The following is a 16,352-nucleotide window of genomic DNA, read 5'->3' as shown; positions in this document are numbered from 1 at the left end:
TGGCCCCCCGCCGCCATCACCGACGGGGGCCGAAAGAGCGGTGATGGCGGCGGTGGGCCGCTGCCGGCGGGACCGGGGGTGCGCCGCCCCGGCCACCGCGCCGTTTTCAGGAGCCGGCGTGCTGGTCGGCGGCACGGCGCCGCTCGACGGCCTCGTACAGGGCCTTGATGTTGTTGCTGCCGAAGGTCTGCGCGCCGCGCCGCTCGATCAGCTCCCAGAACAGGGTCCGGCGCGGGTGCGTCGACTCGGTGAAGATCTGCAGCATCTCGCCGAAGGAGTCGCGGTCGGCCAGGATGTTGAGCTCGCGCAGCGTGTCCACGGGCAGGTCGGCGCTGCCGAGCCGGCCGGACAGGGCGTCGTAGTAGGCGTCCGGCGTGGTCAGGAAGCGCACGCCGCGGTCGGTGCAGTCGCGCACCGCGGCCGCGATGTCGGCGGTGAGGAAGGCCAGGTGCTGGACGCCGGCGCCGTCGTGGTTGGCCACGAACTCGTCGATCTGGCCGGGGGCGCGGGTGGTGTCGGGCTCCAGGATGGTGAAGGTGACGTTGCCGGACGAGCTCTGCACGACCTTGGAGTCCATCGCCTGGGAGCCGACCACGATCCGCTCTTCGAAGATCTTGTCGAAGCCGAAGACCTGCAGGTAGCGGCGGACGAGCCCGTCCAGCTCGCCGGCGGGCACGCACACGGCGACGTGGTCCACGGACTGCAGCAGCCCGCTCGCGCCGGCGTCGCCGGTCTCGTCGATGACACCGGGGGCGAACGGCGCGTAGGACGCCTCGCGGGAGGCGAAGCGGTGCTCGACGTCACCGAAGCCCGTCACCGACGCGAACGTGACCCGGGCGCCTTCCGGCCCGGACTCCTCCGGGGGGCTGACGGGCTCGGCGCCCCGCTCCAGCGCCGTGGCGAAGGCGGCGCGGGCGTCGTCGACGGCCAGGCCGATCACCGCCACGCCGTCGCCGTGCCGCTGCACGTACTCGGCCGCCCGGTGCGCCGGGTCGAGCGCCTCGGTCACCAGCAGGGTGATCTCCCGCTGCCGCAGCAGGATCGTCCGGCAGCCCTGCAGGCCGGTGTCGGGGCCACCGCGTCCGGCCACCGCGAACCCGAAGGAATCGCACAGGCGCCCCGCGGTCCCCTCGGCGTCCTCGACGTATAACTCGACGTGGTCGATCGAGTCGATTTTCATACCGCCAAACCTCCGTTGGTGCGCGTCGGCGTCCTTTCTGGACGCCGGCCGAGCGGTGTACGCCCATCCTCACAGATTCCGGAAGAAAGGAGAGTTGTCCAACCCAGAATCATCGGCGTCCAGTGGTCCGCGGCCGCCGCGGAATCCGGTCGGCCGCGCGGATACCGGTATGGCAGCGGACCGGAAACCGCATGTTTTTCCCGCCGCGGGACGGCGCCGGGCGCGCGCAGGCGCCCGGCGCCGTCCCCCGACCGGCGGCCGGCCCTCCCGGTGGCCGCCCGTCCGGTCAGTGCGCCGCGCGGCGCAGGGCGCGGTCGCAGGCGGCCAGGTGCGCGCCGAGCGCGTCCTCGAAGCTGATCGCGGCGGCCTCGAACATCAGCTGCCGCCGGATCGCCAGCTCGCTGCCGGCCAGCCCGGCCGCCTGCTCGGCGATCGCGGCGAGGGCGGCCCGCGGGTCGCCGGTCAGTTCGTCGATCAGGCCGAGGGTCAGCGCCTCGCCCGCCTCGATCGGCGTGCCCAGCAGCGCGGCCCGGCGGACGCGGGCCGTGCCGGCCTGCTGGACGAGCCGGTACAGGGCCATGCCGGGCCAGGTGGCCTCGCCGTGCCGCGCGACCAGCAGCCGCGTGCCGGGGTCGGCGATCCGCAGGTCGGCGGCGAGCAGCACGTCGAGGGCGGTGCCGCCGACGTCGCCGGACGCCACCGCGGCCGTCAGCCTGCCGAGCCGTTCGAGCCGCCGCACGGCGCGTTCCCACTTGGAGACCAGGCCCACGGCGAGGCCGGCGGTCCAGTCCCCCTCGGGGGCGCCGGAGACGTGCAGGGTCACGATGCCGGGGCCGGTGCGGTCCTCGGCGGCGTCGCACAGCGCCTGGACGGCTTCGACGGACGCCGCGGTGACGGGCCGGGAGCCGTCGATGCGGAGCAGAAGTTCGTCGCTCATCGCCGTCACCACCGCACCAGCGCCGTCTCGATGGTGGAACCGGGGCCCATGGTCATGAGCACGCCGTACTCGCCGGGTCGCGCCACGTTCTCCTCCTGGAGGCGCTCGAACGAGAACAGGAACGACCCGCTGGAGACGTTGCCGTAGTCGCGCAGCACGCTGATGGTGTGCCGGACGTCGTGGCGGCTCAGCCCGAGGTTGACCACGACGGCGTCGATGACCTTCTTGCCGCCCGAGTGCACCAGCCAGTGGGCGATGTCGCTGCGGCGCAGGCCGGTCCCGGCGAGCAGGCGGTTCACCGCGATCTCCGCGTGCGCGCCGACCACGTAGGGGATCTGCGGGTCGAGGAAGAAGCTGAACCGGCCTTGGTCCCGGTCCCAGTCGTAGCGCATCGCCTCGATCGCGTCGGTGATGATGTAGCTGGAGAACTTCAGCACGCGCGGGCCGCGCGGCGCGGCGGACTCGCCGGGCGCGCCCGAGACGAGGGCGAGGGCTGCGGCGCCGTCGCCGAAGAGGCTGTTGACCACGGCGGTGCGCATCGTGCCGTCCAGCGCGTAGGCCGCCGAGCACGCCTCGGTGCACAGCACGACGGCCAGTTCGCCGGGGTGCGCGGCGGACCAGCCGGCGACGAGGTTGAGCGCGTTGAGCCCGGCGTTGCAGCCCATGCCGACGATGTCGGAGCGGCTGCAGTGGGGGTCGATGCCCAGTTCGCGGATGATGAGGGCGCTGATGCCGGGGGTGAGGAACCCGGTGGAGGTGACGCAGCACAGGTGCCGCAGGTCGGCGAGGGTCGCCCCGGCGTCCTTCAGGCAGGCCTCCAGGGCCTTGACGCCCATCTCCACGGCCAGCCGCTTGTGCTTGTCCAGCAGGTCGCCCTGGGGCTCGCTGGACCGCCTGCCGTGCTCGTCGGGTTCGGGAAGGGTGAGGTGGCGGCGGTCGATCGCGCTGTTGAGGAAGACCGAGCGGATGCGGGGGTCGGTGATGTCCAGCAGGTCGAGCAGTTCGGGCTGGGTGACGGGCTCGCCCGCCACCGCGGTCCCCACGCCCGCGACCCGCGTCAGCTCCGGCGGCTCGGCGGCCGGGGCGGCGGGTAACTCGTGCGGGGCTTCGAGGCTGATCGTCATCGGTAGATCCACCCCCATCTGCGCGGCTGGCTCCGCAGCAGCGGCTTGACGTGCTCGGCCGACATGCTCCCTGTCCTTTCTGTGCCGACTGCGTGACGATTCGCGGGACATGCGCGCGGCATGCGTGCGCACGGTTCGCGGGGCTGTCCGGGGCGATCCGAACGCTAGACCGCGCGGTCGCCCCCAACAAGGGTGCGCGGACGGCCGTCCAACCGGGAGACCCGGGCGGTTGGACACGTCTCTGTGGCGCGCGGGGATACCGTGCCGAAACCGGCCGTGCGGCATTCTGAGGTGTCGCAAGGGTTGAGGTTGGACACCGGTTCTGGGGGCGTGCATGCGCGTTCTGGTGGTCGAGGACGACGAGGAGATGGCCAACGCGGTGGCCTCGGGGCTGCGCCGCATGCGGATGGCGGTCGACGTCGCGTTCGACGGCACCGACGGGCTGGAGCGCGCGCTGACCAACGACTACGACGTCATCGTGCTCGACCGCGACCTGCCCGGCACCCACGGCGACGAGGTGTGCGGGGCGCTGGTGTCGGCGGAGACCCGCGGCCGGATCCTCATGCTGACCGCGGCGTCGTCCACCGACGACCTGGTGGACGGGCTGGGCCTGGGCGCCGACGACTACCTGCCCAAGCCGTTCGACTTCCCGGTGCTGGTGGCGCGGATCACGGCGCTGGCCCGGCGGGCCCATCCGGTGGTGCCGCCGGTGCTGCGGCACGGCGACCTGGTGGTCGACACCGCGCGCCGCAGGGCCAGCCGGGGCGACCGCCCGCTGGATCTGACGCCCAAGGAGTTCGGGGTGCTGGAGCTGCTGCTGGCCTCCAAGGGCCGGGCGGTGTCGGCCGAGGAGCTGCTGGAGCGGGTGTGGGACGAGACCGCCGACCCGTTCACCCACGCGGTGAAGGTGACGATCAGCAGGCTGCGCGCCAAGCTCGGCGACCCGCCGATCATCGAGACGGTCGCCCGGCGCGGCTACCGGATCTGAACGCGCGGCGCCGGACGGCCGCCTGCTGCGGCGAGGCCCGGCCGCGGATCGCCTCCGCGGCCGGGCCTCGCCGTTTTGCGCCCGTCACGGCATCGCGGGCGCGCCTTCACGGCGGCGCGCCGTCACGCCGATCGTGAGCAGGCGGTGGTGTTGAGGGTGAACTTGTCCGGGGCCGGGTTGCCGCCGTCCCGCGTGGCCGTGACCTCGACCTGGCGGGTGCGGCCGGGCGGTATCGGGGTGCCTGCGGAGCCGGTGACGGTGACGTCGGTGCCGTTCTGCGCGACGGTGCCGCCCCGCGCCCCGGTGACCTTCTGCCCGTTCAGGTAGCGGAAGCGCAGCGCCCATTCGTTGATGGGCCGCCGCCCCGTGTTGGTGATCCGCACCCGGGCGGTGAAGGTCCCCGAGCCGGAGCCCTGCCGCCCGGTGACCCGGTAGGCGACGTGGCAGCGTTCGGGCGGGACCTGGCCGCCGACGTAGAAGACGTTGCCCGGCAGCTCGGACCGCTCCAGGTCGGTGTTGTCGGCGATGATGTCGCCGAGGTTCCTGCGGAAGTCGATGCCGTAGGACTTCTTGATGGCGTTCAGGGTGTGCATCTGGTTGCCGTAGAAGAACCGGTCGCCGTCGCGCAGCCGCTGGAACTCCTTGGTCCAGATCGCCTTCTCCAGCTCGCCGAGCTCCTCGCCGGGGGCGTGCGGTTCGGCGAGCATGCCCGCGTACGCCTCGACCTTGTCGACCGAGCCGTAGATGGCCTTCATGCGCGCGGCCAGCGGGGTGCGGCGGGTGAAGGCGACCGGGTCGGTCAGCGCCGCCTCGTCCCGCATGTCCAGGTCGGTGCCGAACAGGTTGGTCAGGCGGGTGAAGTCGATGCTGTCGGGGTCGTTGATCTCGTCGCCGGGGGTGAGCTCCGGGTCGGCGGGGAAGTCCTCCGACGACTCGCCGGTGATCGCCTTGAACGATTTCTTGGGCGGCAGCCCGTACGCCTTGCGCAGCTGGTTGTAGCTGGGGATGCCGTGGTCGCGGGTCCGGGAAAGGTCGATGGCGGCCAGGTCGGACACGCAGGTGGGCGGATCGGAGCACACCACGTTGCGCACCAGCTCCTCGACCAGCTCGTCGTTGCGGTACTGCGGCTTGCCGCCGATCCCCTGCAGCATCGGGCCGAGCTGGAGCCGCTTCATCAGCGCCGGGTTGTGCATCGCCCGGTTGAGCACGACGGTCAGCGTGATCTTCTTGCCGTCCTCGCTCAGCGTCGGCATGAGCCCCTCGTCGCGGAACACGTCGAGGTCGGCGTCGCTGTAGCGGGCGGCGTCGGTCTCCAGGACGACATCACCGTGGATCATGCTGTGCACGCGGAACCCTACGGAGGCGAACTCGGTGCTGAGGGTGGCGTTGATCCGCGGGTTGTACCCGGTGTAGGGCGCCAGGCGGACGCCCATGGCGGGCAGGAACTCGTTGTAGGTGATGTACTGCATCTCCGCGATGACGACGCGGCGGGCGATCTGGAACTTCTGCTCGTCCGGCATCGACTTCGGCAGCAGCCCCACGATCCGGTTGTGCTCGCGCGCGAAGAGGGTCTGCACCGCGGTGATGAGGATGTTCTCGTTGGCCCGCATGTCGCCCGCCACGACGGCGCTGGCGGGGTCTGACACGAGCCTGCCGCCCAGTTCCATGGCCGGGGCGGTGGAGGCGTCCCCCCTGGCGTCGCGGCGCGGCAGGTAGCCGTCCGGCATCAGCAGCCGCGCGCCGTTGTTGGACGGGTCGCCGTCGACGGTGCCCTCGCGCATCCAGTCGAGCCGCTGTTTGGTGCCCCCGTACACGTTGAACGCGTCGATGTAGGAGCTGGCGGTGTTGACCTGCTGGCGCGGCGAGGTGACACCGGTGCCGGGGGCGGGTGCGGAGCGGGTGAACGGGACCGTGGCGGGGAACTTCATGTTCTCCAGCGGGTCCTCGGGATCGAGCGGGATGTCGGCCTGCTCGCCGTGCGGGTCGCCTTCCTCCCGCCCCAGGGCCAGGCCGACGGTGTGGTCGATGAACTGGCCCCAGACCCAGCCCCACTGGGAGACCTGGTTCTCCGAGAAGATGTTCACCGAGTTGAGCCTGCCGTCGGGGTCCCGTCCCTGGTCGCTGAATAACCGGTTGGAGACGTAGCGGCTGTTCGGCCCGTTCCACATCGAATTGAGGCCGTCGCCGTACCGGGCGGGCGCCAGCCGCGCATAGTTCGAGCCCGCGCGGCCCCAGTCGGCATGTTTCAGGTTGTTGCCGCTGCCGTCCAGGCTCTGCACTTCGATGGGGGCCGCCAGCGCGCCGGCCGGGCCCGAAAGAACGGTGACGCTTCCCGTGAGCAATGCGGCGGCCGTCGCGGTGAACGGCCGCCGCATTTTCACTGTTCTCATTTCCGCTCCCTTTCGGAGACGTGATCTCCGCGCATTCCCGCCCCAGTATCGGCGGGGCGGTGCGTGCTCGGGAAGCGTCCAGGAGCGGAACGGTCACACGGTGCGCAGCGCCTCCGTCGGGGACATCCGGGCGGCCCGGATCGCCGGGAGCAGGCCCGCCACCGCCCCGATGGCCACCGCCGCCGCCAGGCCGCCGCCCCAGGCCAGCGGCGGGATGACGATCTGCCAGTCCTGGACGGCGGCGTAGACCGCGACCGCCACTCCCCCGGCGACCACGCCGACGACGCCGCCCAGCATGGTGAGCAGGATCGCCTCTGACAGGAACTGGGTGCGGATATGGCCCCGGGTGGCGCCGAGCGCCCGGCGCAGCCCGATCTCGGAGCGGCGCTCCAGCACCGAGATGATCATCGTGTTGGCGACGCCGACCCCGCCGACCAGCAGCCCCACCGCGCCGAGCGCCAGGAACAGCCCGTTCAGCGCGGACTTGGCCGCCGCCCGGGCGACCAGCGCGGCGGAGGGGCGGCTGACCTCGACCTGGGTCGGGTTCTGCGGGTTGGCCGTGGCGGCCAGCACCGCGTGCACGTTCTCCACCTGGTCGGTGGCGGAGCGGACGTAGATGGTGGACGGATGCCCGTCGAATCCGAGGAACCGCTGCGCCGCGGGGAACCCGATGAGGATCGAGGAGTCGACCTCCGGCGCCAGCGTCGCGGAGTTCAGGATGCCGGCGATGTAGAACCACTCGCCGCCCACCGAGATCCGCTGCCCCTGGTTGATGCGGTCGATGCCGAGCCGCTTGGCGGCGGTGGAGCCGAGCACGGCGACGGCCTGCTCGGCCGTGGCCGCGTTGAGGAAGCGGCCCTGGGCGACCGAGGTGCGCACCGCGTCGGGCAGGCCCAGGCTGGTGGCGGCCACCGTGATCGCGTTGGTGTTCACCTTCGGGATCAGCGGGCTGCGGTAGACCTTGGCGTCGACGATGCCGGTGTACTGCACCTGCTGCACGGGACCGATCCGGCGGATCATCCCGGGCGCCTCCTTGGGCAGCTTGGTCTCCTCGCCCGACAGGTTCTTGCCGTTGGTGACGGTCAGCAGGTTGGTGCCGAGCTGGTCGATCTGCGCGAGCAGGCCCGCCTGGGAGGACGCCGACAGCCCCAGGACGGCCACGATCGACGCCACGCCGATCGCGATGCCCAGCGCCGACAGCGCGGCGCGCAGCTTCCTGGTGCGCAGGCCGACGCTGGCCGTGCGGGCGAGGTCGGCGGGCTGCATCCGCAGTGGCGCGGCGACGCTCATGACAGCCGCCCTTCGTCGGTGGTGTCGGCGATGATGTGGCCGTCGAGGACCTCGATGCGGCGCGGCAGCCGGTTGGCCAGATCGCGGTCGTGCGTGATGATCGCGATGGTGGCGCCCTCGGCGTTGAGGTCCTTGAGCAGCTGGAAGATGCTGGCGCCGTTGTTGCTGTCGAGGTTGCCGGTGGGCTCGTCGGCCAGCAGGATCGCCGGCCGGCCGACGAGGGCCCGGGCGATGGCGACGCGCTGGCGCTCGCCGCCCGACAGCTTGCCGGGCTTGAACGACGCGCGGTGCGACAGCCCCACCCGCTCCAGCGCCTCGGCGGCCAGCTCGCGCCGCTTGCCGCGCGGCACGCCCGCGTACAGCAGCCCGTCGGCGACGTTCTCCAGCACCGTGGAGTACTCGGCGAGGAAGAACTGCTGGAACACGAACCCGATGGTGGTGGCCCGCAGCCCGGCGAGCTCCCCGTCGCTGAGTTCGGCCACGTCCTCGCCGAGCAGCCGGATCGTGCCGGTGGTGGGACGGTCGAGGGTGCCCATGAGGTGCAGCAGGGTCGACTTGCCCGACCCGGACGGCCCGACGATCGCGACCAGTTCGCCCTGCCGGATGGTGAAGCTGACCTGGTCGAGCGCGAGCACCGGCGACTCGCCCGGGTAGACCTTGCTCACCTGGTCCAGTTGGAGAACCGGGAGGCCGCCGCGGCCCTCTTGGAGCGCCACGGCGGTACCCGGCGCCGCGAAGTCACCGGTCATGACGCGGGCACCACGACTTTCTGTCCGGCGGTCAGGCCCTGGCCGGTGACCGCGACCCGGCCCGCCTCGTTGTCGAAGATCCCCAGTTCGACGGGCACCAGGGTGCGCGCCCCGTTGGCCCCGACGACCTCGACGGCGTAGCCGCCGCCCGCCAGGGCCAGCAGCGCGTTCACCGGCACCGACAGCACGCTGTCCTCGGTCTCGGTGACGATGGACACCTGCACCGGTGCCTTGTCGAGGGTGCCGGTCGCCTTCTTGTCCAGCGGCCGGATGGTGACACCGACGGTGAGCGAGCCGTCGTCGGCCTTCTTGGCGACGGCGCCGACGGCCGTCACGACGCCCTGGGTGGTCTTGAGGTTGGGCAGCGTGATGGTGACCTTGTCGCCGGGCTTGACGTTGCCCTGGTTGCTGGCCTCCAGATCGACCGAGATCTGCCGGTCGGTGGAGCTGGCGGAGAACACGGTCATGTCGGTGCCGGCCCGGGTGCCGTTGGTGGCGTTGACCTCGGTGACCCGCAGCTGGTCGCGGGGCAGGAACACGACCATGTCGGTGCCGACCTCGCCGGTCTCCTCCAGGCCCATGTCGTCCTGGAGCTCCTCGACGGCGTCCTCGGTGGCCCAGCCGAAGTAGTTGGACTTGGGGTTGAGTTCGCTGCGGTCGGCGTAGCCGAGGGCGACCAGCGCGGTGTTGAGCGCCCGCACGTCGGCGCCCTTGAGACCGCGCTTGAGGTCGCGGTAGACCGGCGTGCTGCCCTTGAGGAAGATGACGGGCTTGCCGTCCACCCGGTACATGACCTGGCCCGACTTGATCGTCTGGCCGACCTTGGGCAGCTTGGTGAAGGTGCCGCTCGCCTTGTTGATGATCTTGTAGCTGCCGGCGTAGCCGAGCGTGCCGCTGACCGGGATCCGCGACGACAGGCGGCCCTGGGTGACCGAGGCCAGCGAGGTCGGCGAGTTGTTGGTCCAGTTGTTGTTCTTCTCGCCGGACGAGCCGGAGGTGGACACCGCGTAGGCGACCCCGGCCGCTCCGACGACGGCGACCGCGGCGCCGGCGGCCACGATGCGGCGGCGCCGGCGGCGGCGCGGCCGGCGCGGCTTGAGCCGGGGGTCGGTGGTCTGCCCGGCCGGGCCCGTGGCCAGGCCGGCGGTGCGCCCGGACTCCGAGTCGCCCGACGGCGCGCTGTGCACGGGCTGCGTGGTGCTCACGTCATCCTCCCGCATTCCCGTTCCCGGTGGTGGACCTGTTGGCGCCGGGCCCGCCCGGCTGGTACTTGGCGCAGGCGTCCGCCGCCTTCTTGAACTGCGGCGAGTTCTGGTCGATCTCGTTGGCGTTGAGCTTGATCCCGCCCTGCGGGTCGGGGTCGGGGAACTTGGTGACGCCCTGGTCGCGCATGCACTTGGCGTACGCGACCGCGGCGTTGCGGTCGGTCTGCGGGGCGCCCTCGCCCGACTTGGGCTCGTAGGCCTTGCACGCCTGCTGCGCCTTCTTGAACTGGGCGGACTCGGGGTTCAGCTGGTTGTCCGGTCCGCCGGTGATGCGGATGGCGCCGTTGGCGTCGGGGTCGGGGAAGTTCGGCAGCCCGTTGGAGCGCATGCACTTGGCGTACGCGACCGGGTCGCCCGACCCCGCATCGCCGCCGCTTCCGGGGGCGGCGCTGCTCTTCGTGCCGACGTTGGCGACACCGGGCCCCTCGGATTCGCCGGAACAGGCCCCGGTGAACATCAGCGTGAGCAGCAGGCCGCCCGCCAGCGCGACGGCGGACCTGCCGTGACGTTGCTTCATTTCATTTCCCTTCTGGAGGGATCGCCTGAGTCATTGGTACCGGGGGAATGGTTTCGGGCCCGTATCGTCCCCGCCGGACGTCAGGATCCGCTCTCCGGACCGCGCGTCGAGATCGAGGTCGGGGCGCCCCCGCCGGGCATGAGGTCGCCGCACTTCTCCTGCGCCTTCTGGAATTCCGGCGAGGCCGGGTCGACCAGGTCGCCGTTCATCTGAATCGCGCCCGACGCGTCCGGGTCGGGGAAGTCCTTCAGGCCGTTGGCGCGCATGCACTTGGAGTACTCCAGCACCTTGGCCCGGTCGATCTTGCCGGCGGGCTTCAGCGGCGGCCCGGACGGCTCGTTGGTCTGCGTCACCTTCTCACCGCCCGGGGCGGCGGGCTGGGTGCCCTGCTCGGCCGCCTTGGACGGCGCGGCGCTCCCGGAGGAGTCGTCCCCGCCGCCGCAGGCCCCCAGGAACAGCGGCAGAGCCGCCACGACGGCGATGACGGCACCGGCATTCTTCCGCATTTTCGTTCTCCTTCGCATGGACCTCGGGTCGACACTGTTCTATGGGAATCACGGTTTCGCGGGGGTATCACCACCGAGCGGCCCATCAATTGCCGCGAGGTACGGTGAAACCCGACAGAAACCCTTGATCTGGAAATATGACCATGACCGCCGCCCCGAAGGGAGCGATGATGCGCTGGCCGCTTCGCCTGCCCGGCAAGTTCCGGCTGCCCCGGCAGACCATCCGGCTACGGCTGACGCTGCTGTACGGGGTGCTGTTCCTGCTCTCCGGGGCGCTGCTGCTCGGCATCACGTACGTTCTGGTCAGCAGAGCCACCGCCCACGGGTACACCTACACCGCGCCGAGCGGCGCCAGCGCCAGGGTCGAGGGCAAGCACCTCGACCCCGAGCCCGGCAACCTGGTGGTCAGCGCCCGGGGCCTCACCGAGGAGCAGGTGCTGGAGCAGTCCCGCCTGCTGGAGGCGCAGGCCGAGCAGCAGCGCGCCGACCAGATGCGCGAACTGCTCGTTCAGTCCGGCGTCGCGCTGTGCATCATGGCCTTCATCTCCATCCTGCTCGGGTGGATCGTCGCCGGCCGGGTGCTGCGCCGGGTCCGCACCATCACCGCGACCGCCCGCGAGATCTCGGCGAACAACCTGCACGAACGGCTCGCCCTGGAGGGCCCGGTCGACGAGCTCAAGGAGCTCGGCGACACCATCGACGACCTGCTGGCCCGGCTGGAGTCGGCGTTCCAGGCGCAGCGCCGGTTCATCGCCAACGCCTCGCACGAGCTGCGCACCCCGCTGGCCCGGCAGCGGGTCATCGTCCAGGTCGCGCTGTCGGACCCCGACGCCACGGTCGAGTCCCTGCGCGCCGCGCACGAGCGGGTGCTCGTCTCCGGCGAGCAGCAGGAACGGCTGATCAACGCGCTGCTCACCCTCGCCCGCGGCCAGGCCGGGCTGGACGTCCGCAAGCCGTTCGACCTGGCCGAGGTGGTGCGGCAGGTGGTGGCGTCCCGGCGGGCCGACGCCGACGTCCGCGGCGTCCGGCTGGGCGCGCGGCTGACGCCGGCCCGCGCGGCGGGCAAGGCCGATCTTGTCGAACGCCTCGTGGTCAACCTCGTCGACAACGCGCTGCGCTACAACGTCCCGAACGGCGTGGTGGACGTCGTCGTCGAGGAGCGCGCCGGGCAGGCCGTGCTGTCGGTGACCAACACCGGCCCCGTCGTCGCCGAGGCCGACCTGGAGCGGCTGTTCCAGCCGTTCCAGCGGGTCAACCGCGCCGAACGCCGCGGCGACGGCGGCCTCGGGCTCGGCCTGTCCATCGTGCAGGCCATCGTGACGGCGCACGGCGCCGCGATCGACGCCGTGCCCCGCCCGGAGGGCGGGCTGGCCATCACCGTGACCTTCCCCCCGCCCCATCAGGCCCCCAACCAGTCGGACAGCACCCGGCCCACCTCGGCCATCGACCGGGGCTTGACCATGTCGCGGTGAGCCGACTCCACCCGGTGGCTCACCACGCCGCCCCGCACGTACGGCGCCCAGATCTCCGGGGCCTGCTCGGCCGGGGAGAAGTCCGGACGGTCGAGGGCCGCGACGAACAGCAGCAGGTCGCCGTGGAACACCGCCGGGGTGAACCTCTTCATCAAAGCCTCGTTGTTGGCGTCGATCCGGTCGATCGCCGCCAACGTCTCGTCGGCCCCCTCCCCGGCGTCCAGGTCGGGACGGTTGTCGAACCACTCCGTCACCGGCTCCTCTTCCCCGGCCCGCTCCCCGGCGTCGGCGGGCAGCTCGTCCCGGCGGTCCACCACCTGGAACGGGTAGGAGTCGAGGATCGCCAGCAGTTCGACCTGCTCCCCGCATTCCTGGATGTGGGTGGCGAGGGCGTGCGCGACCAGGCCGCCGAACGACCAGCCGAGCACCCGGTACGGCCCCTCGGGCTGGATGGCCCGCATCCGCCGGAAGTAGTCCGCCGCCATCTCCTCGACGCTCTCCGGCAGCGGCTCCCCGCCGTCCAGGCCGCGCGCCTGCAGCCCGTACACCGGATACCGGTCCGGCAGGTGGCGGAGCAGCTCGGTGTAGCACCAGCTCAGCCCGTGCCCCGCGTGGACGCAGAACACCGGGCGCTCGTCGCCGTCGACCTCCCGCAGCGGCAGCACCGGGGCGAAGTCGTAGGACTCTCCCCCCTCGTGCAGCGCCGCCGCCAGGGCCTCCACGGTCGGGGTGAGGAACAGCGTCTGGACGCTCAGTTCCGTGTCGAGCCTGCCGCGGATCTGCGCGATCAGCTTCATGGCCAGCAGCGAGTCACCGCCGAGATCGAAGAAGCTGACGTCCGCACCGACCTTGGGCAGCCCGAGCACCTCGGCGAACAGGCCGCACAGCACCTCTTCCACCGCCGTCTGCGGCTCGCGGCCGGAGGCGGTGGCGATGTCGCCGGGGGCGGGCAGCGCGGCCCGGTCGAGCTTGCCGTTGACCGTCAGCGGCAGCGACTCCAGCATCAGGAACGCCGACGGTACCATGTGGTCGGGCAGGAGCGCCGCCAGATGCTCGCGGAGGTCGGCGGCGTCGGCGCCGCTGGTCGTGGGCACGACGTAGGCGACCAGGCGCTTGTCGCCGGGCCGGTCCTCACGGGCGATGACCGCCACCCGATCGACGCTCTCGTGCTCGGTCAGGACGGCTTCGACCTCGCCGGGTTCCACCCGGAAGCCGCGGATCTTGACCTGTTCATCCGCTCGACCGACGAACTCCAACCGTCCGTCGCTCGTCCAGCGGACCAGGTCACCCGTCCGGTACATCCGCTCGCCGGAGGCGAACGGGCAGGCCACGAACCGCTCAGCGGTGAGCGCCGGGCGGTTGACGTATCCGCGGGTGACGCCCGCACCGGCGATGTAGAGTTCGCCGGTCACTCCGGCGGGGACGGGCTGGAGGAACTCGTCCAGGACGAAGGTCTTGGTGTTGCCGATCGGACGGCCGATCGGCGGAGTGCCTGGAGCGTCCACGAGGCCGACCGTGGCCATGACGGTCGTCTCCGTCGGACCGTAGGTGTTCCACAACCGGTCGCCACCTGCCCACCGTGCGGCCAGGTCCGCCGACAGCCGTTCGGCACCCAGCACCCACCGGTTCACGCTCTTGACCTGCGTCGGGTCGAGGACGCTCAACAGAGACGGCACGATGCTCGCCGCGTCCACCCCGCGCTCGTTGAGCATCCGGGTGAGCGCTGCCGGTTCGGCGCGCTCCTGCGGCGTGGCGATCACCAACGCCGCACCCGACGACAGCGCCACCGCGATGTCGAGCACGGAGGCGTCGAAGCTGAACGACGCGAACTGCAATACCGACTTGCCCGGAGCCGCGCCCAGGACCGGCCGCAACGCCTCCACCAGATTGGCCATGCCGCCGTGGTGACCCATCACGCCCTTCGGACGGCCCGTCGAACCGGACGTGTAGATCACGTACGCCAGGCTCGCCGGGTCCAACTCGACATCCAGCGGCTCGCAGGACCGACCCGCGATCAACTCGTCCAACGAGTCGATCCGCAGAGACGCGCCGCTGTCGGACAGCATGAACCCCAACCGGTCGGCCGGGTACTCGGGATCCAGCGGAACGTACGCGGCACCCGCCTTCCACACGCCGACCATGGCGACGATCGCGTCCACACCACGCGGCAGGGACAGACCCACCACCGACTCACGACCGACCCCGGCATCCCGCAGGTACCGGGCCAGCTGGTTCGAGCGCGCCTCCAGCTCGGCATAGGTCAGCGACACCTCACCGCACCGCAACGCCACCGCGTCCGGGGTGCGCTGCGCCCACGCCCGGATCTGCTCGGGAATCGTGGTCCCGGGAATTTCCGCGGCCGTGTCGTTCCAGCCGGTGAGCAGCGCGTCGCGCTCCCCCTCCTCAAGGATCTCGATCCGGCTGACTCGGGTGTCGGCGTCGGCGGCGACCTGTGCCAGCACGTGGACCAGCCGTTCGGCGATGCGGCGGACGGTGGGCTCGTCGAACAGCTCGGTGGCGTACTGGATGTCGCCGCCGATCCCGGCGGGAGCCCCGTCGGGGCCGCGCTGTTCGACCAGCGTGACCGACAGGTCGAACCTGGCCGCCTCCGTGCCCTCCAGCGGCGGCATCGGCTGCACGTCCAGGCCCGGCAGCTCCCACTCGCCCTCGGCACGCGGAGTGTTCTGGACGGCGAGCATCACCTGGAACAGCGGATGACGGGACAGCGAGCGGGACGGGCTGAGGTCGTCCACCAGCCGTTCGAACGGCACGTCCTGGTGGGCGTAGGCGGCCAGGTCGGTCTCGCGGACCCGGGCGAGCAGCTCACCGAACGTGGGGTCGCCGCTGACGTCGGTGCGCAGCACCAAGGTGTTGACGAAGAACCCGGTGACGTCGTCGAGGGCGGCGTCGCCCCGCCCCGCGATCGCGGTGCCGAACGGGATGTCCGTGCCGGCGCCGAGCCGGGCGAGCAGGACGGCCAGCGCGGCCTGCGCGACCATGAAGACGGTCGCTCCGCTGCGCCGGGCGACCTCCAGGAGACCGGCGTGGACCTCCGGGTCGAGCCGGAGAGGCACGGACGCGCCCTTGAACGAGGGCACGGCGGGACGCGGCCGGTCGGTGGGCAGCGCCAGCTCTTCGGGCAGCCCGGCGAGCGCCTCGCGCCAGTAGCCGAGCTGGGAGCTGATCAGGCTGTCCGGGTCGTCCAGGTCGCCGAGGACCTCGCGCTGCCAGATCGCGTAGTCGGCGTACTGGACGGGCAGCGGCGCCCAGTCCGGTGCGCGGCCCTCCAGCCGGGCGGCGTAGGCGACGGCCAGGTCGCGGGCCAGGACGCCCATCGACCAGCCGTCCACCGCGATGTGGTGGGCGACGATCAGGAGCAGGTACTCGTCGTCTCCCAGCGCGAACAGCCGGATCCGCCAGGGCAGGTCCCTGCCGACGTCGAAGCCCCGGCTTGCCTCGGCCGCCACCACCTCGCCCAATTCGTCCTGCGTGACCTCGGTGACGACCAGCGGCGGGCGTCCGTCCGGTCCGGTCAGGATGCGCTGGACGGGGGTTCCGCCGGTCTCGGGGTAGATGGTGCGGAGGGTTTCGTGCCGGTCGGCGAGGTCGCCCAGGGCGGCTTCCAGGGCGGCCGCGTCCAGCCGCCCTGAGAGGCGCAGCGCCATCGGCAGGATGTAGCCGGCGCCCGCACCCGCTTCCTCCAGCCGGTTGAGGAACCACATGCGCTGCTGCCCGTACGACAGCGGCAGCACCTGCGGCCGAGGCCGGGCCGTGAGCGCCGGACGGACGCCGCCCGTCCCGGTCGCACTGACCGCCCTGGCCACGGCCGCGACGGTCGGTTCGGTGAACAGGGTCCGGATGCCGATCTCGGTGCCGAAGACCGCCCGGATCCGGGCGAGCAGCCGCATCGCCAGCAGCGAGTCACCGCCCAGAT

Annotated in this window: 12 protein-coding genes; 2 read left to right on the top strand and 10 right to left on the bottom strand. The window is 71.8% G+C overall.

Going from position 1 to position 16,352, the window contains the following annotated elements; genetic code table 11:
- Window positions 1-106: 106 nt before the first annotated feature.
- From hppD to dpgA, 3 genes are all read right to left on the bottom strand, one after another.
- Window positions 107-1,180: a 4-hydroxyphenylpyruvate dioxygenase gene (gene hppD / locus ABD879_RS13610; protein ID WP_345021237.1), complete on the bottom strand. Its 1,074-nt coding sequence runs from the start codon at window positions 1,178-1,180 to the stop codon at window positions 107-109.
- A gap of 286 nt (window positions 1,181-1,466) precedes the next feature.
- Window positions 1,467-2,117, bottom strand: coding sequence for an enoyl-CoA-hydratase DpgB (gene dpgB / locus ABD879_RS13605; protein WP_345021235.1), 651 nt, complete (start codon window positions 2,115-2,117; stop codon window positions 1,467-1,469).
- A gap of 5 nt (window positions 2,118-2,122) precedes the next feature.
- Window positions 2,123-3,241: a 3,5-dihydroxyphenylacetyl-CoA synthase DpgA gene (dpgA, locus tag ABD879_RS13600; protein ID WP_345021233.1), complete on the bottom strand. Its 1,119-nt coding sequence runs from the start codon at window positions 3,239-3,241 to the stop codon at window positions 2,123-2,125.
- A gap of 334 nt (window positions 3,242-3,575) precedes the next feature.
- Between dpgA and ABD879_RS13595 the strand changes: the two genes are divergently transcribed.
- Window positions 3,576-4,229: a response regulator transcription factor gene (locus ABD879_RS13595; RefSeq protein WP_345021230.1), complete on the top strand. Its 654-nt coding sequence runs from the start codon at window positions 3,576-3,578 to the stop codon at window positions 4,227-4,229.
- 122 nt (window positions 4,230-4,351) lie between these two features.
- Here the strand turns inward: ABD879_RS13595 and ABD879_RS13590 are convergent, their stop codons facing one another.
- The 6 genes from ABD879_RS13590 to ABD879_RS13565 form a co-directional block, all read right to left on the bottom strand.
- Window positions 4,352-6,619, bottom strand: a complete 2,268-nt coding sequence (locus ABD879_RS13590; RefSeq protein ID WP_345021228.1) for a peroxidase family protein — start codon at window positions 6,617-6,619, stop codon at window positions 4,352-4,354.
- Between the two features lie 93 nt (window positions 6,620-6,712).
- Window positions 6,713-7,909: an ABC transporter permease gene (locus ABD879_RS13585; RefSeq protein WP_345021226.1), complete on the bottom strand. Its 1,197-nt coding sequence runs from the start codon at window positions 7,907-7,909 to the stop codon at window positions 6,713-6,715.
- Window positions 7,906-8,658 (bottom strand): ABC transporter ATP-binding protein, encoded by a 753-nt coding sequence (locus ABD879_RS13580; RefSeq protein WP_345021224.1) that lies wholly within the window; start codon window positions 8,656-8,658, stop codon window positions 7,906-7,908. Before ABD879_RS13580 ends, ABD879_RS13585 begins: the two co-directional genes overlap by 4 nt.
- Window positions 8,655-9,863, bottom strand: coding sequence for an efflux RND transporter periplasmic adaptor subunit (locus tag ABD879_RS13575; RefSeq protein ID WP_345021222.1), 1,209 nt, complete (start codon window positions 9,861-9,863; stop codon window positions 8,655-8,657). Before ABD879_RS13575 ends, ABD879_RS13580 begins: the two co-directional genes overlap by 4 nt.
- Before the next feature lies 1 nt (window position 9,864).
- Window positions 9,865-10,440, bottom strand: coding sequence for a hypothetical protein (locus ABD879_RS13570; protein ID WP_345021220.1), 576 nt, complete (start codon window positions 10,438-10,440; stop codon window positions 9,865-9,867).
- A gap of 80 nt (window positions 10,441-10,520) precedes the next feature.
- Window positions 10,521-10,946, bottom strand: a complete 426-nt coding sequence (locus tag ABD879_RS13565) for a hypothetical protein (RefSeq protein WP_345021218.1) — start codon at window positions 10,944-10,946, stop codon at window positions 10,521-10,523.
- A gap of 170 nt (window positions 10,947-11,116) precedes the next feature.
- Here ABD879_RS13565 and ABD879_RS13560 point away from each other — a divergent pair, with 170 nt between their 5' ends.
- Window positions 11,117-12,418 (top strand): sensor histidine kinase, encoded by a 1,302-nt coding sequence (locus ABD879_RS13560; RefSeq protein WP_345021215.1) that lies wholly within the window; start codon window positions 11,117-11,119, stop codon window positions 12,416-12,418.
- Here the strand turns inward: ABD879_RS13560 and ABD879_RS13555 are convergent.
- Window positions 12,346-16,352, bottom strand: a 4,007-nt coding sequence (locus tag ABD879_RS13555; RefSeq protein WP_345021213.1) for a non-ribosomal peptide synthetase, incomplete at its 5' end; no start/stop codon positions are given. The two genes, ABD879_RS13560 and ABD879_RS13555, sit on opposite strands and share 73 nt — an antisense overlap.

The sequence above is a fragment of the Actinomadura keratinilytica genome (assembly GCF_039539665.1).
Lineage (GTDB): Bacteria > Actinomycetota > Actinomycetes > Streptosporangiales > Streptosporangiaceae > Spirillospora > Spirillospora keratinilytica.
Note: the sequence above shows the minus strand (reverse complement) of the source record. Positions and strands in the feature narration are given on the sequence as shown.

Excerpts from the sequence above, each read along its gene's own strand:
- dpgA (WP_345021233.1), bottom strand. The coding sequence starts at position 3,241 with ATGACGATCAGCCTCGAAGCCCCGCACGAGTTACCCGCCGCCCCGGCC.
- dpgB (WP_345021235.1), bottom strand. The coding sequence starts at position 2,117 with ATGAGCGACGAACTTCTGCTCCGCATCGACGGCTCCCGGCCCGTCACC.
- ABD879_RS13560 (WP_345021215.1), top strand. The coding sequence starts at position 11,117 with ATGCGCTGGCCGCTTCGCCTGCCCGGCAAGTTCCGGCTGCCCCGGCAG.
- ABD879_RS13570 (WP_345021220.1), bottom strand. The coding sequence starts at position 10,440 with ATGAAGCAACGTCACGGCAGGTCCGCCGTCGCGCTGGCGGGCGGCCTG.
- ABD879_RS13595 (WP_345021230.1), top strand. The coding sequence starts at position 3,576 with ATGCGCGTTCTGGTGGTCGAGGACGACGAGGAGATGGCCAACGCGGTG.
- ABD879_RS13580 (WP_345021224.1), bottom strand. The coding sequence starts at position 8,658 with ATGACCGGTGACTTCGCGGCGCCGGGTACCGCCGTGGCGCTCCAAGAG.
- ABD879_RS13585 (WP_345021226.1), bottom strand. The coding sequence starts at position 7,909 with ATGAGCGTCGCCGCGCCACTGCGGATGCAGCCCGCCGACCTCGCCCGC.
- hppD (WP_345021237.1), bottom strand. The coding sequence starts at position 1,180 with ATGAAAATCGACTCGATCGACCACGTCGAGTTATACGTCGAGGACGCC.
- ABD879_RS13590 (WP_345021228.1), bottom strand. The coding sequence starts at position 6,619 with ATGAGAACAGTGAAAATGCGGCGGCCGTTCACCGCGACGGCCGCCGCA.
- ABD879_RS13565 (WP_345021218.1), bottom strand. The coding sequence starts at position 10,946 with ATGCGGAAGAATGCCGGTGCCGTCATCGCCGTCGTGGCGGCTCTGCCG.